Source organism: Variovorax sp. GW822-FHT04E09 (assembly GCF_058800845.1).
This window is the reverse complement of the sequence record NZ_JBXAMR010000001.1, coordinates 790,187-808,953: the sequence shown is the minus strand read 5'-3', so window position 1 is coordinate 808,953 and position 18,767 is coordinate 790,187. Positions and strand designations below refer to the sequence as shown.

8 protein-coding genes and 2 tRNA genes are annotated in these 18,767 nt (G+C 68.1%); 5 read left to right on the top strand and 5 right to left on the bottom strand.

The genetic code is table 11. The annotated features are described in order from the left end of the window. Positions 1-7 precede the first annotated feature (7 nt). Positions 8-895 carry a CsgG/HfaB family protein gene (locus AC1RL8_RS03845; protein WP_095950180.1) on the bottom strand — a complete coding sequence of 296 codons (888 nt, stop codon included), beginning with the start codon at positions 893-895 and terminating at the stop codon, positions 8-10. A gap of 178 nt (positions 896-1,073) precedes the next feature. On the opposite strand from AC1RL8_RS03845, the gene AC1RL8_RS03840 reads away from it, so the two are divergent. Continuing rightward, on the top strand, positions 1,074-1,304 hold the full coding sequence (locus tag AC1RL8_RS03840) for a hypothetical protein (RefSeq protein ID WP_062472430.1): 231 nt from the start codon (positions 1,074-1,076) through the stop codon (positions 1,302-1,304). A 43-nt stretch (positions 1,305-1,347) separates the two neighbouring features. On the opposite strand, the gene AC1RL8_RS03835 is transcribed toward AC1RL8_RS03840, so the two are convergent. Next, a complete protein-coding gene (locus AC1RL8_RS03835) occupies positions 1,348-1,749 on the bottom strand; it encodes a GreA/GreB family elongation factor (RefSeq protein ID WP_062472433.1) in 402 nt (133 codons plus the stop codon). Between the two features lie 888 nt (positions 1,750-2,637). Between AC1RL8_RS03835 and AC1RL8_RS03830 the strand changes: the two genes are divergently transcribed. The 4 genes from AC1RL8_RS03830 to AC1RL8_RS03815 all read left to right on the top strand — a co-directional run bounded on the left by AC1RL8_RS03830 (position 2,638) and on the right by AC1RL8_RS03815 (position 17,624). Continuing rightward, the gene (locus AC1RL8_RS03830; protein ID WP_492683944.1) at positions 2,638-3,261 is read left to right on the top strand and encodes a hypothetical protein; all 624 of its coding nucleotides are present in this window, start codon (positions 2,638-2,640) and stop codon (positions 3,259-3,261) included. A gap of 126 nt (positions 3,262-3,387) precedes the next feature. Then, complete coding sequence (locus AC1RL8_RS03825) at positions 3,388-6,321, top strand: hypothetical protein (RefSeq protein ID WP_492683943.1); 2,934 nt, start codon at positions 3,388-3,390, stop codon at positions 6,319-6,321. A gap of 325 nt (positions 6,322-6,646) precedes the next feature. After that, positions 6,647-13,747: a hypothetical protein gene (locus AC1RL8_RS03820; RefSeq protein WP_492683942.1), complete on the top strand. Its 7,101-nt coding sequence runs from the start codon at positions 6,647-6,649 to the stop codon at positions 13,745-13,747. Between the two features lie 19 nt (positions 13,748-13,766). Beyond that, a complete protein-coding gene (locus tag AC1RL8_RS03815; RefSeq protein WP_492683941.1) occupies positions 13,767-17,624 on the top strand; it encodes a prealbumin-like fold domain-containing protein in 3,858 nt (1,285 codons plus the stop codon). Positions 17,625-17,663: 39 nt separating this feature from the next. On the opposite strand, the gene AC1RL8_RS03810 is transcribed toward AC1RL8_RS03815, so the two are convergent. The 3 genes from AC1RL8_RS03810 to AC1RL8_RS03800 all read right to left on the bottom strand — a co-directional run bounded on the left by AC1RL8_RS03810 (position 17,664) and on the right by AC1RL8_RS03800 (position 18,718). Then, entirely contained in the window at positions 17,664-18,104 is a 441-nt protein-coding gene (locus AC1RL8_RS03810; RefSeq protein WP_492683940.1) for a hypothetical protein, read from the bottom strand. 258 nt (positions 18,105-18,362) lie between these two features. Continuing rightward, positions 18,363-18,438: transfer RNA gene (locus AC1RL8_RS03805), tRNA-Asn, on the bottom strand. A 204-nt stretch (positions 18,439-18,642) separates the two neighbouring features. Next, positions 18,643-18,718 (bottom strand) — tRNA-Asn (locus AC1RL8_RS03800). Positions 18,719-18,767: the final 49 nt, after the last annotated feature.

The window sequence follows — 18,767 nt, the reverse complement described above, 5'->3', positions numbered from 1 at the left end:
GCCGCGCTTACTTGCGGCGCGGGCGGGCGGCGCCCGGCGCCGAGGTCTGCGACGGGGCGGCGCCGCCGTCCACGCCCAGCCGGCCGCCGCCGCCCAGGCCCTGGCCGCGCACCGTTTGCGCCTTGTAGTTGCGCAGCGAACGGACCATCTGGTTGAAGGCGTCCATGAAGGCCGCCGCGATCACCTTGCCCTGCGCGGTGTTGGTGTAGCCGCCGATGCCGCCGGCACCGCCGCGGCCACCGAGGCCGCCGAAGCCTGCGAAGTCGGTCTTGGAGGCGCTGCCTTCGGCCGCAGCCACCTGCACGCCCGAGCGGTTGTCGATGAGCGTCAGCAGCGCGCTGGCTTCCTTGGTCTGCAGGCTGGCGCCGACAGCCGCGATGGCGCGGCCACGGCCGCCGCCCACGAGGCCGCCGAGCGCGCCGCCGATGCCGCCGGCATCGTTGTTGCTGAACACGATCTCGGGCGACAGGCCGTAGTCGGAGGCCACCATCTGGCCGCGGCCGAAGTTGCTGCCGCCGCGCATCTCGCCCGATTGCATCAGCGCGCGCTCGCGCGTCATGGCGTTCATGCCGGCCGCGCCGCGCTCCACCACCACGAAGCAGTTCGACTGCTGCACCAGCAGGCGCAGCAGGTTGGCCGTGGGGGGCAGGCGGTATTCACCGGTGAGGATCGTGTACCACCCGGCATTGACGTTCTCGATCAGCGAGACGGTACCGAGCGGCGAGTCGCAGCGTTCGAGCTGGCTGCTCTCGCCCGAGGTGGCGCCGCCGGCGGCGCTGCCCGTGGCCGTGGTCTTGGCCGCCGGAGCGCCCATCTGCATGTCCATGGTCTGGCAACCGGAAAGCGCGAGCAGGCCCGCGAGTGCGCTGGCGAGAGAGAGTTTGGAAAAAGGCATGTCCCTGTCCATCAAATGAAAACAATGTGGCGTCCGCCCCACCGGCGGGCGCCGCGCCCGCGCGACGATACGGGCCGCCCGATGCGGGGGCCAGTGTCGAAAGTCACACGGTCAGGAACATTTGTGGCGCTTGTCGGGGCTTGGTTACAGTCCGAACTCCATTCGCAGGAGTTTTCAGATGGCCACAAAGAAGAGGAATATCGTGGGAGAAGCCGCCGTCGAACTGACGACGCAACAGGTGGCGCAGGCCCTTGCCATTGCCGGGGCGTCGGGCTACAGCGGCAGCGCCGATCCGTCGTTCGTGGGGGCGGTGCTGGTGGCGCTGGCGGTCAACACGAGTTCCGTCAGCGCGACCATCGACAGTGCGAAGAGCAGGGGCCCCGGCGTCGCCGGCGTGCTGCAGCACTGACCGGCCGGTGGGGCGCCGGCCTCCGGCCTGAACCGGCGCACTTTCAGGTCGTGTAGTCGCCGCTGGCTTCCGGCTGGAACAGCACGGCGATCACGCGCGCGCTGTGTTCGCCGCCGCCGGGCGTCTTCCAGCGCGCGACCGCGCCGGTCTTCTGGCCCAGCAGGCCGATGCCGACGGGCGAGAACACCGAGATGAAGCCCGTGGTCGGGTTCGCATCGGCGGGATAGCAGATCACGATCTTCTGCCGCTGTCCGGCGGGCAGGTCTTCGATTTCCACCTGGGTGTACATCGTCACGATGTCCGAGGGCATTTCCCGTGACGGAAGGATGTCGGCCGTGTCGAGCAGATCGACAAGGGCCGGAGGAAGCGGCGTGTCCGCGAATTTGCTGAGACGGACGTAATCGAGTTCGGTGAGCGTGCGCTCCCCGTGAACGGTTGAAAGCATGAAGCACTCCAGATGAACGCAACCCGCCTTTCCAACAGACAGGGTCGCTACCGCGCGGTGTGGTGCCCGGCGGTCAAGGTGTGCGCATCAAGAAGAAGGTAGCGGACCGCCGGGCTCAGGAATGTGCGGACGTGCGTCGGAGGACCGACGTGGCCGCCGCGACGACGGCGCCCACACGACGACCGGCCGCTGCCATGGGCAGGGCTGCGCGCGCAGGGTATCGACGGGGCGAGAGGAGAGCCATGGGCCGCGAGTGTAGGGGATTCTGGCCAGATTGGCCAATTATGGCCCTACGGGCGCAGCGAGGAATTGCCGTGGAATCTCTGGATTCAATCAGTAGAACGCCTGAATTGAAATCAAGAGCCTGTGATTCGAGGCGACGTGAATGAGTGATGAAAAACGGGTGGGCAAGCACTCATCTTTACTAGATTCTTTGTGAGTTGGATATTTTTTTGGTCGCCGGGATTTCTCCGAAATTCATCGATGAATAATTTCTTGTACCGCATCGAATGAGTGGTTTTAAATTAATTCTATGAGTTTGAATTCATTGAAAATATTATTTCACGAATAGGGGTGCGCCTGGGGTTGCTGTTGTTGTCATTCGCTCTCAATTGTTTTGACTCTCCCAGAAGCTTGAAAGCTTCAATTGAGAGGGCTTCAGGTCGAATGAAATGGTGGATGCATTTTGTTTGTTCAATATGTCTCATTTGCGCATCCTCTGTTCTTTTGTTTGATTGCCATAAAAGCCCCGAGACATAAGAATTCAGTACGCAAAATCCAAGTGGCCGATTGCCTTCGATTGCAAGCAATGTTGGCCATTTGTTTGCAATAAGAAGTTGATTGCAAATTTTGCGACATGAATTTCAAATATTGTTAATTGGGGTTTGAATGACAGCATCCACATGGGACTTGTTCTTGTCGTCGTCGCGAGGCCGTGCAGGGGCGGTCCACCCGCTGATCCGCGCAGGCCTGGTCCTGCTTGCCGCAGGCGCCGCGACCGTCGCGTTCGCGCAACCCACCGCTTCGCTGGAGGCGCCGCGCGCACCTGCCGCGAGCCAGGCCGTGACCGTCGTCCTCTCCCAGTCGAAGGTGGTCAAGGGGCCCGACGGCAATGAACAGTTCCAGGACGCGGCCACCATCAAGCCGGGTGACGTCATCGAATACAAGGCCACCTACACCAACAACACGGGCAAACCGGTCAAGGGCCTCGTGGCCGATCTGCCGATCCCCGAGGGGCTGGAATACCTGCCGCGCAGCGCCAAGCCAGGCGCCAGCCTCGTGAAAGCCGCTACCAAGACCGCCGTCTTCGAGCCCGAGCCGCTCGTTCGCAAACTGCCCGGCGGCAAGACCGAACCCGTTCCCTACAGCGAGTACCGCATGCTGCGCTGGAGCCTGGGCCAGTTGCCCGCCAACGGCAGCCTCGCCGTGAGCGCGCGCGCCAAGGTCGAAACCGTCGCGCCGCCAACGGCCGCGCCCCCCACGCCCGCCACGTCGCCCCCGCGCGGCAAGTAAAGGCCGCGCCGCCCCTCGCGCGCTGCGCGAGGCGAGGGCGCCCGCCTTTTCCATCGATCTCTTGTTTCCGAGTGCCAGTCGGCAGGTACGCGTTCGCCCGTCGAAACGTACCGGCCAGGTTCTTTCGTGTTCCCGTTCATCGACAACAGAGGAGAAAACTACGTGATTCCCACCCAGCCAACCCAACGCGCCAGCGGCTGCAAGCCGTGCGCGCCCTGGGCAGGCGCCGCAGCGTTGACGCTGGGCTTCCTTTTCGGAAGCCCGGCTGCATTTGCCGCGTCGCCGCCCGCCAACACCGTCATCGGCAACCAGGCGTCCGCCAGCTATTCGGACGCCGCCGGGACGACCCAGGTCGCGACCTCCAACCTGGTGCAGACCACCGTTCTCCAGGTGGGCTCGTTCACGCTCGACAGCGTCAACCAGGTCACGACGACCATCGTCAACACCAAGTCCGGCGCGGCCGGCGCCACGGTCTATGCGCCTCACGTGCTGACCAACACCGGCAATGGCGTCGACACCTTCGGCCTCACGGTCAAGGCCGACGCGGGCAAGTTCTCGCGCGTCGAGGTCTTCGCCGATGCCGACGGCAACGGGCTGCCCGACAGCACGACGGCGCTCTGCTCGGCGGTCGGCACGGACGTCTGCACGGTGACCCCGGCGCAGAGCGTGCCCGGCAACAACGGCGCGTTCCGTTTCGTCGTGGCCTACACGATCCCGGGCTCGGCCACCGGCGCCGGCAATTTCGATGCCGCAACGATCACCGCCACCCCGGGCACCCCGGCGCTGTACACCGCGCCGAACACCTCGGCGGCCGACAAGGACGAGGTCAAGCTGGCCACCGATGCGGTGTTCAACCTCACCAAGGTCATCGGCACTCCGTCGGTCGCAGCGCCGGGCAACGGCGTCTGGCCGACCGCGCCGGCCAGTGGGCCGAGCTCTTCCGCTGCCTGCACGGCCACGAGCTGGACGGCGGGTCTCGCGTCGAACGCGAACTGCCAGTACTCGGTCTATACCCTCACGTTCAACAACACGGGCGGCGCACCGGGCAAGTTCGCGCTGTCCGACGTGTTGCCTGCAGGTTTGACCTACGTCACCGGTTCGGCCGTGTGGAGCGGTGCGTCGGGTACGGCGCTGGGTGACGGTGTGGGCGGTGATCCGTCGGGCATCGACTTCCAGGTGACCGGCAACACGCTGAATGCCGTGGTGGCTTCGCTGAGCCCGAACGTGACGCAAACGCTGAGCTTCGTGGTGCTGGTGAACAGCACCGCGGCGGTCGGCACGTCCACCACCACCAACGTGGCCCGCTACAACCCCGCGACCGCGCCGGCCGGCGTGACCGCGGCGTTGATCGGCACGGTCGGCTCGACCTCCAACCCGTCGGCATACACCGTCCTGGCGCGTTTCGGCATCGTGGTGGGTTCCAACCCGTCCACGGCTGCAACGGCACTCGACGCGACACCCGGCACGCCCAATCCCGCCGGGCAAGACCTGACCACGAGGCAGTTGGCCGTCGCGGGCGGCAGCGTCCGGTTCCCGCAAACCGTGTTCAACACGGGCGGCGCAGCCGATGCAGTGAACCTGTCGATCTCCGCCAGCACCTTCCCCGCCGGCACGAGCTTCCAGTTCTTCGCGGCCGACAGCGGCGCACCGCTGCTGGACACGAACGGCGACGGCGTGCCCGACACAGGCCCGATTCCTGCCGGCGTGAGCCTCAACATCGTGACGCAGGTGCAACTGCCGCCGGGCACGGTGGGCGGCGCCTACGTGGCCACGGTGCTCGGTCGCTCCGTGAACGACAACACGAAGATCGATGCGACCGAAGACCGCCTCGAGCGCGTGATCGAGACCCTAGTCGACCTGACCAATACAAAGATTGGTACAGGCACCGGCAGTGTTGCCAATGGTGACCTCGGCGCGGGCCCCAGCCCGTTGCCGACGCAGGTCCACGAAACGGGTGCCGGCACCGGCACGGTCTTCACGCTGTGGGTGAAGAACCACGACGTGGTCGACGCGACCTACAACCTTGCCGCCAGCCAGACGACCGGTTTCCCGGGCGCGCTGCCGGCAGGCTGGACGGTCAAGTTCGTGGCGTTTGGCGGCACTTGTGCATCGCCGGCCATCTCGAACCTCGCAGTCATCGCCGGGGGACAGCAGGCGGTCGAAGCGTGCGTCACGCCGCCTTCCTCGCAAGCCGCAGTCACTGCAGTGAAGATCTACTTCAAGGTGCAATCCACTGCGGTGGCTTCGACCGGCGGCATCGCGTCTGACGTCAAGACCGACGCCGTGACGGTGACCTCGACGGCCCTTCAACTGGGCGCCTCGCTCACGCCGAACAACAACGGCCAGGTCGCACCCGGCGGCACCGTGGTGTATGCCCACACGCTGACCAACATCGGCGCCCAGAGCTGCGGCGCGTACACGCTGACAGCCACGGTGCCTGCGGCAGATGCGGCGCAAGGCTGGACCACCACGGTCTACCTCGACGTCAACGGCGACGGCCAGATCGATGCCGGCGACACGCCGGTGAACGGTCCGCTGGCAAGCCTGCCGGCAGGTGCGGCGCAGAAGCTGCTGGTGCGCGTGTTCGCGCCGGGCGGCGTGAGCGCGGGTGTCAGTAACACCACGACGGTGACGGCCACCTTCACCGACCCGGCCCCCAACTGCGGTACGCCTTCGGCCACCGACATCACGGCCGTGATCACCGGCCAGATCCGCGTCCTCAAGACGCAGGCGGCCGACGCGACTTGCGACGGCGTGGCGGACACCGCGTTCGCGGCAACGTCGCTGCAGTTGAAGCCGGGCCAGTGCATCGTCTACCAGGTCGTTGCCACCAACGAAGGCATCGTGCCGGTGACCAACATCGCCATCAACGACGCACTGCCGGCGTACACCGTCCTGAGCGCGAAGCAGCCTGCATTGCAGTGCGAAGCCCCGGGCATTGGCGGTACGGCGCCGGCCTTCGCATCGACCGCCACGGCGGTGAGCTGCGGCAGCGCGGCCAACACCGTGGCCCCAGGTGGAAAGGTCACGCTGACCTTCGCCGTGCAGATCAACCCCTGATCTGACATCGGCGCCGCCGACGGCCCCGCCAGGGCCGTCGGCCGTTTCCCGCGAGGCCCGGGTTCATCTACGGCGCCTCGCCTGTTTCCCCTGCCGCTTTCACGCACATCGCTACATGCAAGCCGTGCCTTGCCAGCCCTCGAGGCGGCAGAGGAAAGAGTTCTTCGACTGTTTGACGTGTCTCCCGCAGCGGGAGGTGCGAGGGAAGGTTCACCGCGTGCCATTTCTTCTTTCTTCTTCGCGTGCCGGCTTGCCTCGGTGGTGGGGCTGCGCGGCGCCTGCGCGCAGCGCGATGGCAGTCTTCGGCCTCGCACTTGCATTCGCCATGTTGTTCGCACCGGTCGCGCAAGCGGCGCGCGCTCCCGGCGGCGTCGTGATCCGCAGCATCGCGACGGGCACCTACGTTCCTGCCGGCCTCGGCCACAGCGAGACCGCCATCTCCAATGCCGTGACCGCCAGCGTGCTGCCCGTGGAGGCGTTGTCGCTCACGCAGGACCAGCGCGTGAACCGCCCGCCCGGCACCGTCGTCACGCTGAACCACTTGCTCACCAACACCGGCAACGTGGCTTCGCGCTACACCCTGGGCCTCGTCAACGACGGCGCGGGGTGCCCGGCCGACGGACTCGACCTGTCAGCGTTGCGCGTGGCGCGCGACGCCAACCACAACGGCGTCGTCGACGCCTCCGATCTGGTGCTGCTGCCCGGTGCGGCCGGCACGCTCGCGCTGGAGCCGGGCCAGACGGCCGAACTGCTGGTGCAGGGCACCATTCCCGCCGCGGCCAGCGGCAGCGCCTGCGTGGTGCTGAGCGCGATCACCGCCCTGCAGGGCGCGAGCGCGAGCAATCGCGACACGGTGGACGTGGGCAGCGTCGCCGTGCTCGCGCTGGTCAAGTCGGCCAGCCATGCGGGAGCCGTCGTGCCCGGCAGCACGCGCATCGACTTCAGCATCTCGGGCACCAACACCGGCGCGCGCGACGCGCAGCCCGGCGGCGCGGCCGCGCCCACCGGCACGCAGGTGCTGGTCAACGGCAGCCCGCGCAGCCTGCTGCTGCTGCGCGACCTCGTGCCCACCGGCACGCGCTACCTGCCTGGCAGCCTGCAGAGCACGGCGGCCGGCGCGGTGCGCCTGTTCCGCATGCCCGGCGACGCCGACTTCAGTTACCGCACCGCCGAAGACGGCGCGGCGATCGAAGTGGCCATCGGTGTGCCCACCGCGCTCGCGCGCAACGCCTCCATCGCCATGCAGTTCGCGGTGCAGGTCAAGGCCGATCACACCGGCGACATTCGCAACACCGCGCACAGCCAGTACAACGACGGCGTCGCACCCGCCGCGTCGCCGTCGAACACGGTGGTGATCGCGGTGGCGCCGCCGCAAGGCCAGGGCCGCATCGGCGTCGCCAAGGCCGCCTCCACGCCGCGCATGCACCGCGGCGCGGACGGCCAACCCGACGGCACGGCCACCGTCACCTTCGACGTTCATGTGCGCAACTACGGCACGACTGCGCTGCACGGCGTGCAGCTGGCCGACGTGCTCGAAGGGCAGGGCGCGACGCAGTTCGGCACCCGCACGACCGCCGCGGTGCCGGGCGCGCGCCAGTACGCCGTGGTGCCCGGAACCCTGACCATCGTCGGCGGTCCGGGCAATGGCGTGGCGGGCACGGTGGCGGCTGTCAACGCCGCGTTCAACGGCACGGCCTCCGCGCAGGACCTGCTCTCACCCGGCGCGGTGCTGCCCGTGGGCGGCCAGTTCACCGTGCGTTTCGATGTGCGCTTCCACGTGTCGGGTCGCGCGGGCACGCTGCTCAACACCGTGCGCGCACAGGCCGCGCTCGCCGCCGGCGGCCCGCCCACCGTCTTCGACGACTCCGTCAACGGCAGCAACCCCGATGCCGACGGCGATGGCAACCCCGGCAGCGACACCTCGCCCACGCCGGTGCAGCTGCAGCAGCCCGTGCTCTCGCTCGTGAAGAGCGTCTCGCAGCCGCGCCGCGTGGGAGAGGGCGTCTACGAACTCGACTACCGCTTCAAGGTCGGCAACACTGGTGCAGCCCCGGCCCCGAACGTGCGCGTGATCGACAACCTCGATTGCACCTTCGACATGGACAAGCCCGACGGCCTCGTCGCCGCCTGGGAACTCGTGGGCGCGCCCAAGGTGCGCCACGGCGTGCTGCAGATCGCATCCGGCTTCACTGGCCGCTCCGCCTGCGATCGCGAGGCCGTTGTCAGCGCCGATCCCTTGCGGCTGCCGATGCAGGCGGCGCTCGGTCTCACCGACGGCAGCCGCGCCCTGGCACCCGGCCAGAGCGAAGACATCGAATTCACCGTGCGCGTCACCCGCAAGCCTTCCAGCAACGGCGCCCGCGTGCCGTTCACCAACAAGGCCTGGGCGGCCGCCTTCGAGCAGAACACCGTTCCTGCGTCGTCGGCCGCGCTCGTCACCGCGAGCGCCAGCAGCGTGTCCTCGATGCTGGCCGACCCGCAGGGCGTGGTCTACAACGCCGTCGCCCGCCAACCGGTCGCCGGCGCCGTCGTCACCTTCACCCGCCAGTCGTGCAGCGACGGCACCGCCCGGCCGATGGCCCTGGCCGAAGTGTTCGGCGGCGACAGCGGCGTCTACCGCGCCAACGCCGACGGCAGCCTGTCCATGACCACCGGCGCCGACGGCGGCTACCAGTTCTATTTCCTGTCGCCGCCGGTCACCGGCAGCTGCACCTATGCGCTGGGCGTGGCGCCGCCCGCGGGCAGTGCCTACGCGGCGCCTTCGCAGCTCATCCCCGCCACGCCCGGCACCTTCGACCGTTGCGGCGCCATCGTCCCGAACGCTGCGTTGCCGCAGGGCGCGGAGTCCACCACGCACCACTTCTCGCTCAAGGCCGGGTTTGACGCCTCAGGCGCGGCATGCGACGTGCTGCACAACCACATCCCGCTCGATCCGGGCAACGTGCTCGGTCTCGTGCTGCGCAAGGAAGGCAGCAAGCGCCAGGTCGAGTTCGGCGATTTCCTCGACTACGCACTTGTCGTCACCAACAAGACCGGCTTTCCCGTCACCGGCCTCAGCCTCTCCGACCAGTTGCCCCCGGGCTTCGCCTACGTGGCCGGCAGTGCGCGGCTCAACGGTGCGGCCACGGCTGAGCCCGTGGGCGGGGCCGGTCCCCGGCTGGTCTTCAACCAGCCCGGCCTCGCGCTTGGCATCGACCAGTCCGCCACGGTGCGCTACCGCGTGCGCGTGGGTGTCGGCGCACCGACGAACGGCGATGCCGTCAACCGTGCACGCGCCAGCTCCGGCCCGATGCAGTCGAACCTCGCCCAATGGACCGTGCGCGTGACCGGTGGCGTGTTCTCCGACGATGCCTTCCTCTTCGGCAAGGTCTACATGGACTGCCGGCGCGACGGTCGCCAGCAGGGCGTCGACGAAATCGGCGTGCCCGGCGTGCGCCTGTACATGGAAGACGGCACGCACGTCATCACCGACGTCGAAGGCAAGTGGAGCCTGTACGGCCTCAAGCCCGTCACCCACGTGCTGCGGCTCGATGCCACCACGCTGCCCGCCGGCGCGCGGCTCGAAGCGCTCGACAACCGCAATGCCGGGCGACCTGACAGCCGCTTCGTCGATCTCAAGAAGGGCGAATTCCACAAGGCCAACTTCGTCGTCGCCAACTGCGACGCACCAGCGGTGATGAGCGACGTCATCGCGCGGCGCGAGGCCATCGCCGCCGTGCCCGACACCGAAGCCGAAGCCCAGGTGCGCATGCGCCTGGACCCCGAAGGCCGGATCGTCCCCGTGGGCGACCGGCGCGCGCTGCCTGCCAGCGGCGAAGTGCGCGCGGGTGGCAGCACCGGCACCAGCACCACGCAGGCCAGCTCGGCGCCGCTGATCGCGATGCCCGCCGCACCGGCGTCGCCCAGCAGCTTCATCGGAGGCGCGTCGGGCAGCCAGGGCAGCACGCTCGGCGCGGCGACCGGCGGCGCCGCGGTGGATGGCGCATCCCCCGTGGGCAGCCTTTTCACCGGTATGCGTGTGTCCCGCGGTATTGCGCAGCCGACCGCCGCTGTGGCGCCGCCGCAGGCCGTCCCCAGCCCCATCGACCTCGAGGCCCTGCTGCCCCGCATCGAAAGCAACGCCCTCGGCTTCATCGACCTGCGCGATGGCGACACCTTGCCCTCGACCTCGCTCAACGTGCGCGTCAAGGGCGAAGCCGGCCTGGCGCTGCGCCTGAGCGTCAACGGCCAGGGCGTCGAGGAGCGCCGTGTCGGCAAGAAGACCGAGCAGGCCAGCCGCCGGATCGGCGCCTGGGAATACATCGGCATCGTGCTGCGGCCCGGTGTCAACCGCCTCGTGCTCGAAGCCGTCGATCCGTTCGGCAACGTGCGTGGCGCCGCGCAGCAGATCAGCGTTACCGCGCCCGACAAGCTCGGCGCCATCCACATCGACGTGCCCGCCTCGGCGCAAGCCGACCTGCGCACGCCCGTCGTCGTGAAGGTGCGCCTGACCGACGCGGCCGGCGTGCCAGTGACCGCGCGCACGCAGCTCACGCTTGAGACCGACCGCGGCCGCTGGCTCGACGAAGACCTGAACCCCGCCGAGCCCGGCACCCAGGTCTTCATGGACGGTGGCGTGGCCGACTTCCGCCTGCTGCCGCCCGGCGAACCCGGCGATGCCCGCCTGCGCGTGACGGCCGCGAGCTTCACGAGCGAGGCGCGGCTGGCGCTGCTGCCCGCGCTGCGCCCGATGATCGGCGTCGGCATCGTCGAAGGCGTGCTCGACTTCACCAAGCGCGGCCAGGTGCCGCTGGGCGCGATGCCCGCGGGCGCGGCCTTCGAGGCCGAGCTGTCCGGCCTGGCCGACGAGGGCAACGACAAGCGCCGTACCGCCGCGCGCGCTGCCTTCTTCTTCAAGGGCGCCGTCAAGGGCGACTACCTGCTCACCGCCGCCTACGACTCCGACAAGACCCGCAAGGACCGCCTGTTCCGCGACATCCGACCCGACGAGTTCTACCCCGTGTACGGCGACTCGTCCGCGAAGGGCTTCGACGCCCAGAGCACGCAGAAGCTCTACGTGCGCATCGACAAGAACCGCTCCTACCTGCTGTACGGCGACTTCAGCACCGCCAGCAGCACCGAGGTGCGCAGCCTGAGCCAGGTCAGCCGCTCGCTCACGGGCCTCAAGCATGTCTACGACGACGGCGAGGTGCGCACCACCACCTACGCCTCGCGCACCGCGCAGACCCAGCAGGTGGAAGAGTTCCGCGCGGTCGGCACCTCGGGCCCGTACTACCTGGGCGCCCGGGGCGGCGAGTTCGTCGAGAACAGCGAGCAGGTCGAGATCGTCGTGCGCGACCGCAACCAGCCCGACCTCGTGCTGCAGCGCTCGAGCGTGACGCGCTTCGTCGACTACACCGTCGAGCCGCTCACGCGCCGCCTGCTGTTCACGCGCGCCATCGCGTCGGTCGATGCGAACCTGAACCCGCAGTCGATCCGCGTCACCTACGAGGTCGACGCGGGCGGCCCCAAGTTCACCGTGGCCGGCGCCGACGTACAGCTCAAGGTGGCCAAGAACCTGCAGGTCGGCGTGGTCGCGGCCATCGACGAGAACCCCGAAAACCGCCGCAAGCTCGGTGCCGTCACCGCCATGGCGCGCCTGGGTGAGCACACCACCGTCGCCGGCGAATGGGTGCAGACCGACTCCGACCGCAACGGCAAGGGCAGCGGCGCCCGCGTCGAGCTGCGCCACCAGGGCGAAGACCTGGCCGTGGCCGCGCTCGCGAGCAAGACCAGCACCGGTTTCGACAACCCCGGCGCGAGCTTCTCGGCCGGGCGCACCGAAGCCTCGGCGCGCGCCGAGTACCGGCTCGACGCCGCCACCGCGCTGCGCGGCGAACTGCTCTACGGCCAGGACGCCCTGCGCGAAGGCACCCGTCGCGGCATCACCGCCAGCGTGCAGAGAAAGTTCGGCGAGCAACTGGTGGGCGAGTTCGGCCTGCGCCACGGCCACAACGGCGCGGGCCTGGGCAGCGGCTCGGGCTTCGACTACGGCCAGGTCTCCACCTACAGCGGCAACCTCGGCAGCGGCGTGGCCGCCAACAACGTCACCGCGCTCGGTGCGGCGGCCAACGCCGGCACCCAGGCCAACGCCAACGACGACGACCTGACCACCGTGCGCGCCCGCCTGTCGGCGCAGGTGCCGGGCGTGCCGCAAGCCAACGTGTTCGTCGAAGGCGAGCAGGACATCCGCAAGTCCGACCGCCACGTGCTCGCCGTGGGCGGCAACTACGCCGTCACCGACAAGACGCGCCTGTACGGCCGCTACGAGCTGGTCTCCAGCCTCTACGGGCCGTACGAGCTGAACGCGGGGCAGTCGAACAACGTGGGCATCCTGGGCATCGAGAGCGCCTACATGGAGGGCGGGCGCGTGTACAGCGAGTACCGCCTGGCAGACAGCCTCGACGGGCGCGCCGCGCAGGCCGCCACGGGCGTGCGCAACACCTTCAGGGTCGACGACCACTGGCGCCTGACCGGCGGCGTCGAGCACACGCGCCAGATCGGCGGGCTGCGCAACAGCGGCAACAACGGCACCGGCCACGCCAGCGGCCTGGCGGGCGACTCCACCGCCATCACCGGCGGCGTGGAATACACCGACGCGCGCATCAAGGCCAGCGGCATCCTCGAAGGCCGCCACGGCGACGACGCGGACACGCGCCTGTTCAGCGCGGGCTTCGGCTTCAAGATCGATCCGTCATGGAGCCTGCTGGCGCGCAGCGTGATGAGCGCCAGCGAAGGGCAGGGCGCCAACGCCGGCAACGCGCACCATCTGGCGCGCCACCAGATCGGCCTGGCCTACCGCCCGGTCGACACCGACAGCTGGAACGCGCTCATGCGCTACGAGCGCCGTTCCGAGCGCGTCACCGGCACCGGCAGTTCGACCGGCGCACTCGACGGCGCCAGCGTCTTCGGTGCGGGCAACGGCAGCGCAGCGCTGCCCGGGCGCACCAGCGCCGACATCGTCTCGGCCCACCTCAACTACAACCCGCGCCCCGGCACCGTCATCAACGGGCGCTACGCCGCCAAGTGGTCGCGCGCCGACGACGGCGTGCTGCGCAGCACCTACTGGGCGCATCTGCTGCAGGCGCGCTACACGCAAGACCTCAACGACAGCTGGGACCTCGGCGTGCAGGCCGGCCTGCTGCGCGGCAAGGGCGGCGGCCTGCAGAAGACCTTGGGCATCGAAGTCGGCTACCAGGTCATGAAGGACCTGTGGGTGTCGGCGGGCTACAACTTCGTGGGCCTGAAGGACCGCGACCTGGCGGCCAACGACTACACGAGCAAGGGCGCGTACATCCGGCTGCGTTTCAAGTTCGACGAGACGGCGCTGGGTGCCGCGTCGGCGGGCGCGGCAGCCCCCGTGAAAGACGAGCGGACCGATCGATGAAGTCGCGGAGGAATGGCCAATGAAAATGCAAAAAACTGATTCGATGCGCTGCGCGACGGCGCTTCGCTGCCTGCCCGTGCGGACGCGTGCGATGGCGCTTGCGAGAGGCGTGGCGCACTTCTTTCATGCCTTGCGCGGCGTCGCCTTTCTGGCACTGACCTCGCTCCTGATCGGCACGCAGGCCACGGCTGCGGAGCTATGTATATGGAAGAGCGGGAACTACGGGGAAGTCGCTGTCACCACGGAGGGTGCATGCAGGGTGGAGGACAAGCGCGCATGGGGTACTTATCTCTGGCTGGGAGATTTCAACGCGTGGGAGGCATGCACGTTCAATTTTTCTGTACCGGTGAAGAACCTGAGCATTCGAACTTACGTGCTCAACTGCGGCGATTTTGGGTGCGAGAAGATGGCGGTGTCCGTCAACGGAAACCACTATCCGTTCACTGCGGCGGAGGTCACGACGCCTATCTCCGATCTATCGGCCACAGAGTTTAGGGCCCTTGCGCCGGTAAAAATCGACGCAGACGGCAATCTTGAGGGGGCGGAACTCGCCACCTCGTTCGGTCATGGGGCCTCTGCATGGGCCCTTATTTCGAGAACATCCGTGTCTTCCGTCACGCTCTCGCACGAGCCACTCTACGGTCAGCCGAATGGGTCGGACAACCTGGTGTGCTTCTTCGTGGAAAACCTCCCAGTTCCCCCATTGGCGCTCAAGAAGGAAGCCAGCGCGGCCCCATGGGTCGTCGGCCAGCCCGCCAGCTACACACTCACGCTGACGAACTCGAGTGGCACCGCGACCACTTCCGAAATGGTGGTGACCGACAACGTGCCGTCTTCGCTGAACATCGGCACGCTTCCCCCGGGGTGCAGCCGAATAGGCCAGAACGTCGGTTGCCTGGTGCCCGCAGGGCTCACGTCGTCCGTGTCCTTTGTCATTCCGGTGACGCCCCTGCCTTCTGCCGTGCCCAGCGTGACCAACACGGCCACGGTATCGAGGGGGGGAGACCCCACTTGCAACGACACAGGGGCGTGCACGAGTACGGTGACCACGCCGGTGGCCCCTACGCCTCCGCCCGTCATCACCTCGACCAAGACGGTCAGCGCCAGCCCGCTGGTGGTGGGGGCGCCCAACCAGTTCTACGCTGTGCTCGTTACCGTGGCCAGCGGCACGACCACGGCGCCGATCTCGGTGGTGGACACCTTGCCGCCGGGCGTCACCCTGCGCGGGGCCCCGACATTGGTGGCGGGAACGACCATCGGCGTGCTGAGCGGTTGCCCGACCTCGGGACCGAACACGACCAACTGCAGTGTGGCGGCGGGCATCGCGCCCGGCACCTTCGAAATACGGATTCCTGTGAACGTCGCCGCATCGGCCGTGGGCGCAACGGGCGGCACGAACACGGTGAATCTCAGCGGCGGTGGGGATGTCGCATGTACGACGGCGCCAGCAGAGGCGTGCGATGCGAGCACGCCGGCCACGCGCGTGGTGTCTCAAGCGACGTTGAAACTCGAAAAGATCGCTGATGTGGCGCAGTTCATCATTGCCGAGCCGGCCAGCTACACGCTGAAACTGAGCAGCACCAATGCCGGGATGACGACGGCGAACACTGTCATCACCGACACCTTCCCGGTCTCCTTGACGATCGGCACGCTGCCTTCGGGGTGCAGCAGGGCCGGGCAGGTCGTAACGTGCACGGTGCCTGCGGGCATGGCAACGTCCGCGTCGTTCGTCATCCCGGTGACGCCTCTGCCGGCTGCGAGGCCGCGCGTGATCAACGCGGCAACGGCCGTGGGGGGCGGGGACCCCGCGTGCAACGGTGTCGGTCCATGCGCGAGCACGACAATCACATCGGTTGCTGGGCCGCGCATCCGGGGATTCAAGTATTCGAGGCCCCACCCATTGATTGTCGGGGCGCCGGGGCAGCTCTACGTGGTCGACGTCGTTGTGGATTTTGCAGCGACCACAGCGCCGCTCGTGCTCGAAGACGTCTTGCCCAAGGGCATCACACTGGCTGGGCCGCCCGTGCTGGTTGCGATCACTACCACGGGTGTCCTGAGCGGTTGTTCCCCCGCCGGCTCCATGGTCGTCCGCTGCAGCGTGGCTGCGGGTGTCATGCCCGGTAGCTTCTCTGTCGAGATTCCTGTGCACGTCGACGCCACGGCCGTCGGGCCGCTGGGTGGTACGAACTCCATCAACCTGAGCGGTGGTGGGGATCCGCTTTGCACCACCTTGCCGAACGAAGCGCTCTGCGATGACTCGACGGGGCCGGTCGCGGTCCTCCTGCCTCCGAAACTTCGCATCGTCAAGGAAGTGATCAGCGGTTCCGGCACCCATCGCTTCGACTTTGCGCTGTCGGGCCTGAGCGTGGCCCGCGACACCATCACGGTCAGCGCGCCGGGCCGGGGTATCGGTGCGCAGACGATCACCGGCAAGGTGGGCGTGCCGGTCACCATCACCGAAACGTCGCCTGCCGGCTGGCCCGTGAACCCGGTGAGCGCCAGCTGCCGCGACCTGAAGGACGTCATCGCGCCGTCGCCCATTCGCGGGGTGTCGGGTTCGAGCCCGGCCGCAGCGGCCGCGTCGGCGCCGCCGGTGGTGCTGGCCGGCAATGTGCTGAAGATTCCTGCCGAGTGGATGGTGGCCGGTGTGGACCTTGAATGCACCTTCGTCAACAGCGATGCGCATGCCATCACCGGCCGCGTCTTCAGCGACAACGGCAGCGGCGCGGGCGTGCCGAACGACGGCGTGGCCAACGGCGGCGAAGCGGGGCTCGTGGGTGTGCAGATGCGGCTCACCAACTGTGCGGCGGGCGTGTGGTCCACCGCCGTGACCGACGGCTCGGGCCACTACCGCCTGGAGGTGCCGTCGCAGCCGTCGTCGCCGTCCGATGGCGATCCGCTGTGCGTCGAGGAGATGACGCCGGCGGGGCATCTGTCCACGGGGGCCTCGGTCGGCGCCACGCCGCTGCCTTCCGGCGCGGGCGTGGCCGTGGGCGGGCGGACCTACACCTACACGCGCACCGCCGCAGGGGCGCCGGATCACATCGCCTTTGCATGGAACGAGGCTCGGGCCGGCGAGCTGAACTTCGGCGACGTGGCCCTCAACCGCTTCGGCGCCGACAGCGCCCGCACCGGCTCGCCCGGCAGCAGCGTGAGCCACGCGCACACCTTCGTGGCGCAGACCGGCGGGACGGTGAGCTTCGGCGTGGCCGGTGCGGAGGCCACGCCGCCGATCGACGGTTGGAGCGCCAGGATCTTCGACGACCCGGGCTGCACCGGCGCCTTGCAGACCGGCGCTGCGGTGCTCTATCCGCCGGCGGTGCCCCGGCCTGTGACGACAGGGCAGAACCTGTGCGTGGTGGTGCAGGAGTTCATTCCGGCCAGCGCGCTCGCCGGCTACAACGACAAGCGCTCGGTGCAGGCGAGCTTCGTGTTCACGAACGCATCGCCCGCGTTGAGCGCGAGCTACCTCGTGCTCGACACCACGACCGTGTCGAGCACGGCGCTGGAGCTCAAGAAGGAAGTGCGCAACCTGACGAAGAACGGCGACTTCGGGCTCAATAACGAAGCCAAGTCGGGCGAGACGCTCGAGTACCGCATCACCTACACCAACAACGGCGCGACGCCGATCAGCGGCCTGACGGTGAGCGACGTCACGCCGGTCTACACCAGCTTCGTCGCCTCGCAGGAAGGCGCGACCCCGCCGACGCTGACCGCATGCATGAAGCACACGCCGGCCAATGCAGTGCCTGCGCCGGCCGTGGCGTGCGCGGCCGCGCAGGCGCCGGGCGGAACGGGTTCACTGGACTGGAAGTTCACCGGGCAACTCGCGCCCGGTGGCACGGGCAGCGTGCGGTTCAGGGTGACGGTGAACTGAGGGCTTGCGCGTCAGCAGGCGCACAAGCTGCTGCTGCTATCAGCAGCGTCCCTTTTTCGCCTGGCCGGGCGGGCAGTGACCGCCGCCGCGGTGGTCGTCGTCATGGTCGTAGCGGTCGTGGTCATGGTGACGGTGGTGGCGGTCTTCGCGGCGTTCCTCACGGCGCTCGGCGCGGCGCCAGTCGCCTTCGCGCCAGCGCCAGCCGCCGTCGGCGCGCACCCAGCCCCCCGGGGCATAGGCGTAGTCGGGGCGGGCCGCGACGTAGTAGCCGGGGCGCCACGCGTAGGCGCGGTCGTTCCACTGCCAATGGCCGGGCACCCAGACCTGGCCGCTGCGCGGCCGGGGCGCGGGTTCGTAGCGCGGTGCGGGCGGCGCGACCTGGATCAGGCCGGGCACGTTGATGTTGACGGACACCTGCGCCACGGCGGGCAAGGTGGCGGCGGCCACGGCGGCGGCCAGAAGAATTCTTGTGAGTTTCATCGTGATGCCCTTGACGGTTGTTATTTGTGAATGACTGAGCCCAAACAACGCCTGAGCGGCGCGTCGCGTGCACGGGTTTGCCCGGGGCAGGGCAGTAGAAGCCGTTAACAAAGAGGGAGTTTTGCACGCAGGGCGGGGCCCGCGTGTCGGACAGGCCCGCGAGCGGGCAGGCGGCGGCCGATGTGTGGCGCCAAAGCAAAAAGGGCCGCAAAGCGAAAAGGCCCGTTACCTTGTGGGTAACGGGCCTTCAGCAAATGGTGGCTCCTCGACCTGGGCTCGAACCAGGGACCTACGGATTAACAGTCCGGCGCTCTACCAACTGAGCTATCGAGGAACAAGCCTTCAATTATATTCAATGAATTCGCCGTTCTGAGACGACGGCGATCATTTTTGATGGGTGAAGCGCGCAGGGCGATTGATTTTTTTCGCACCTTCCACGTCTTCGCCCCCGCGTGCTTCGTTCGCGTGGGGCTCCGCAAATGAAAAGGCCCGCTACCTTGTGAGTAGCGGGCCTTCCAGAGGCCTTGCGGCTTTGTGATGGCTCCTCGACCTGGGCTCGAACCAGGGACCTACGGATTAACAGTCCGGCGCTCTACCAACTGAGCTATCGAGGAACAAGCCTTAGATTATAGCGTGATTTTTGGGGCTTCCAAAACAACGCGG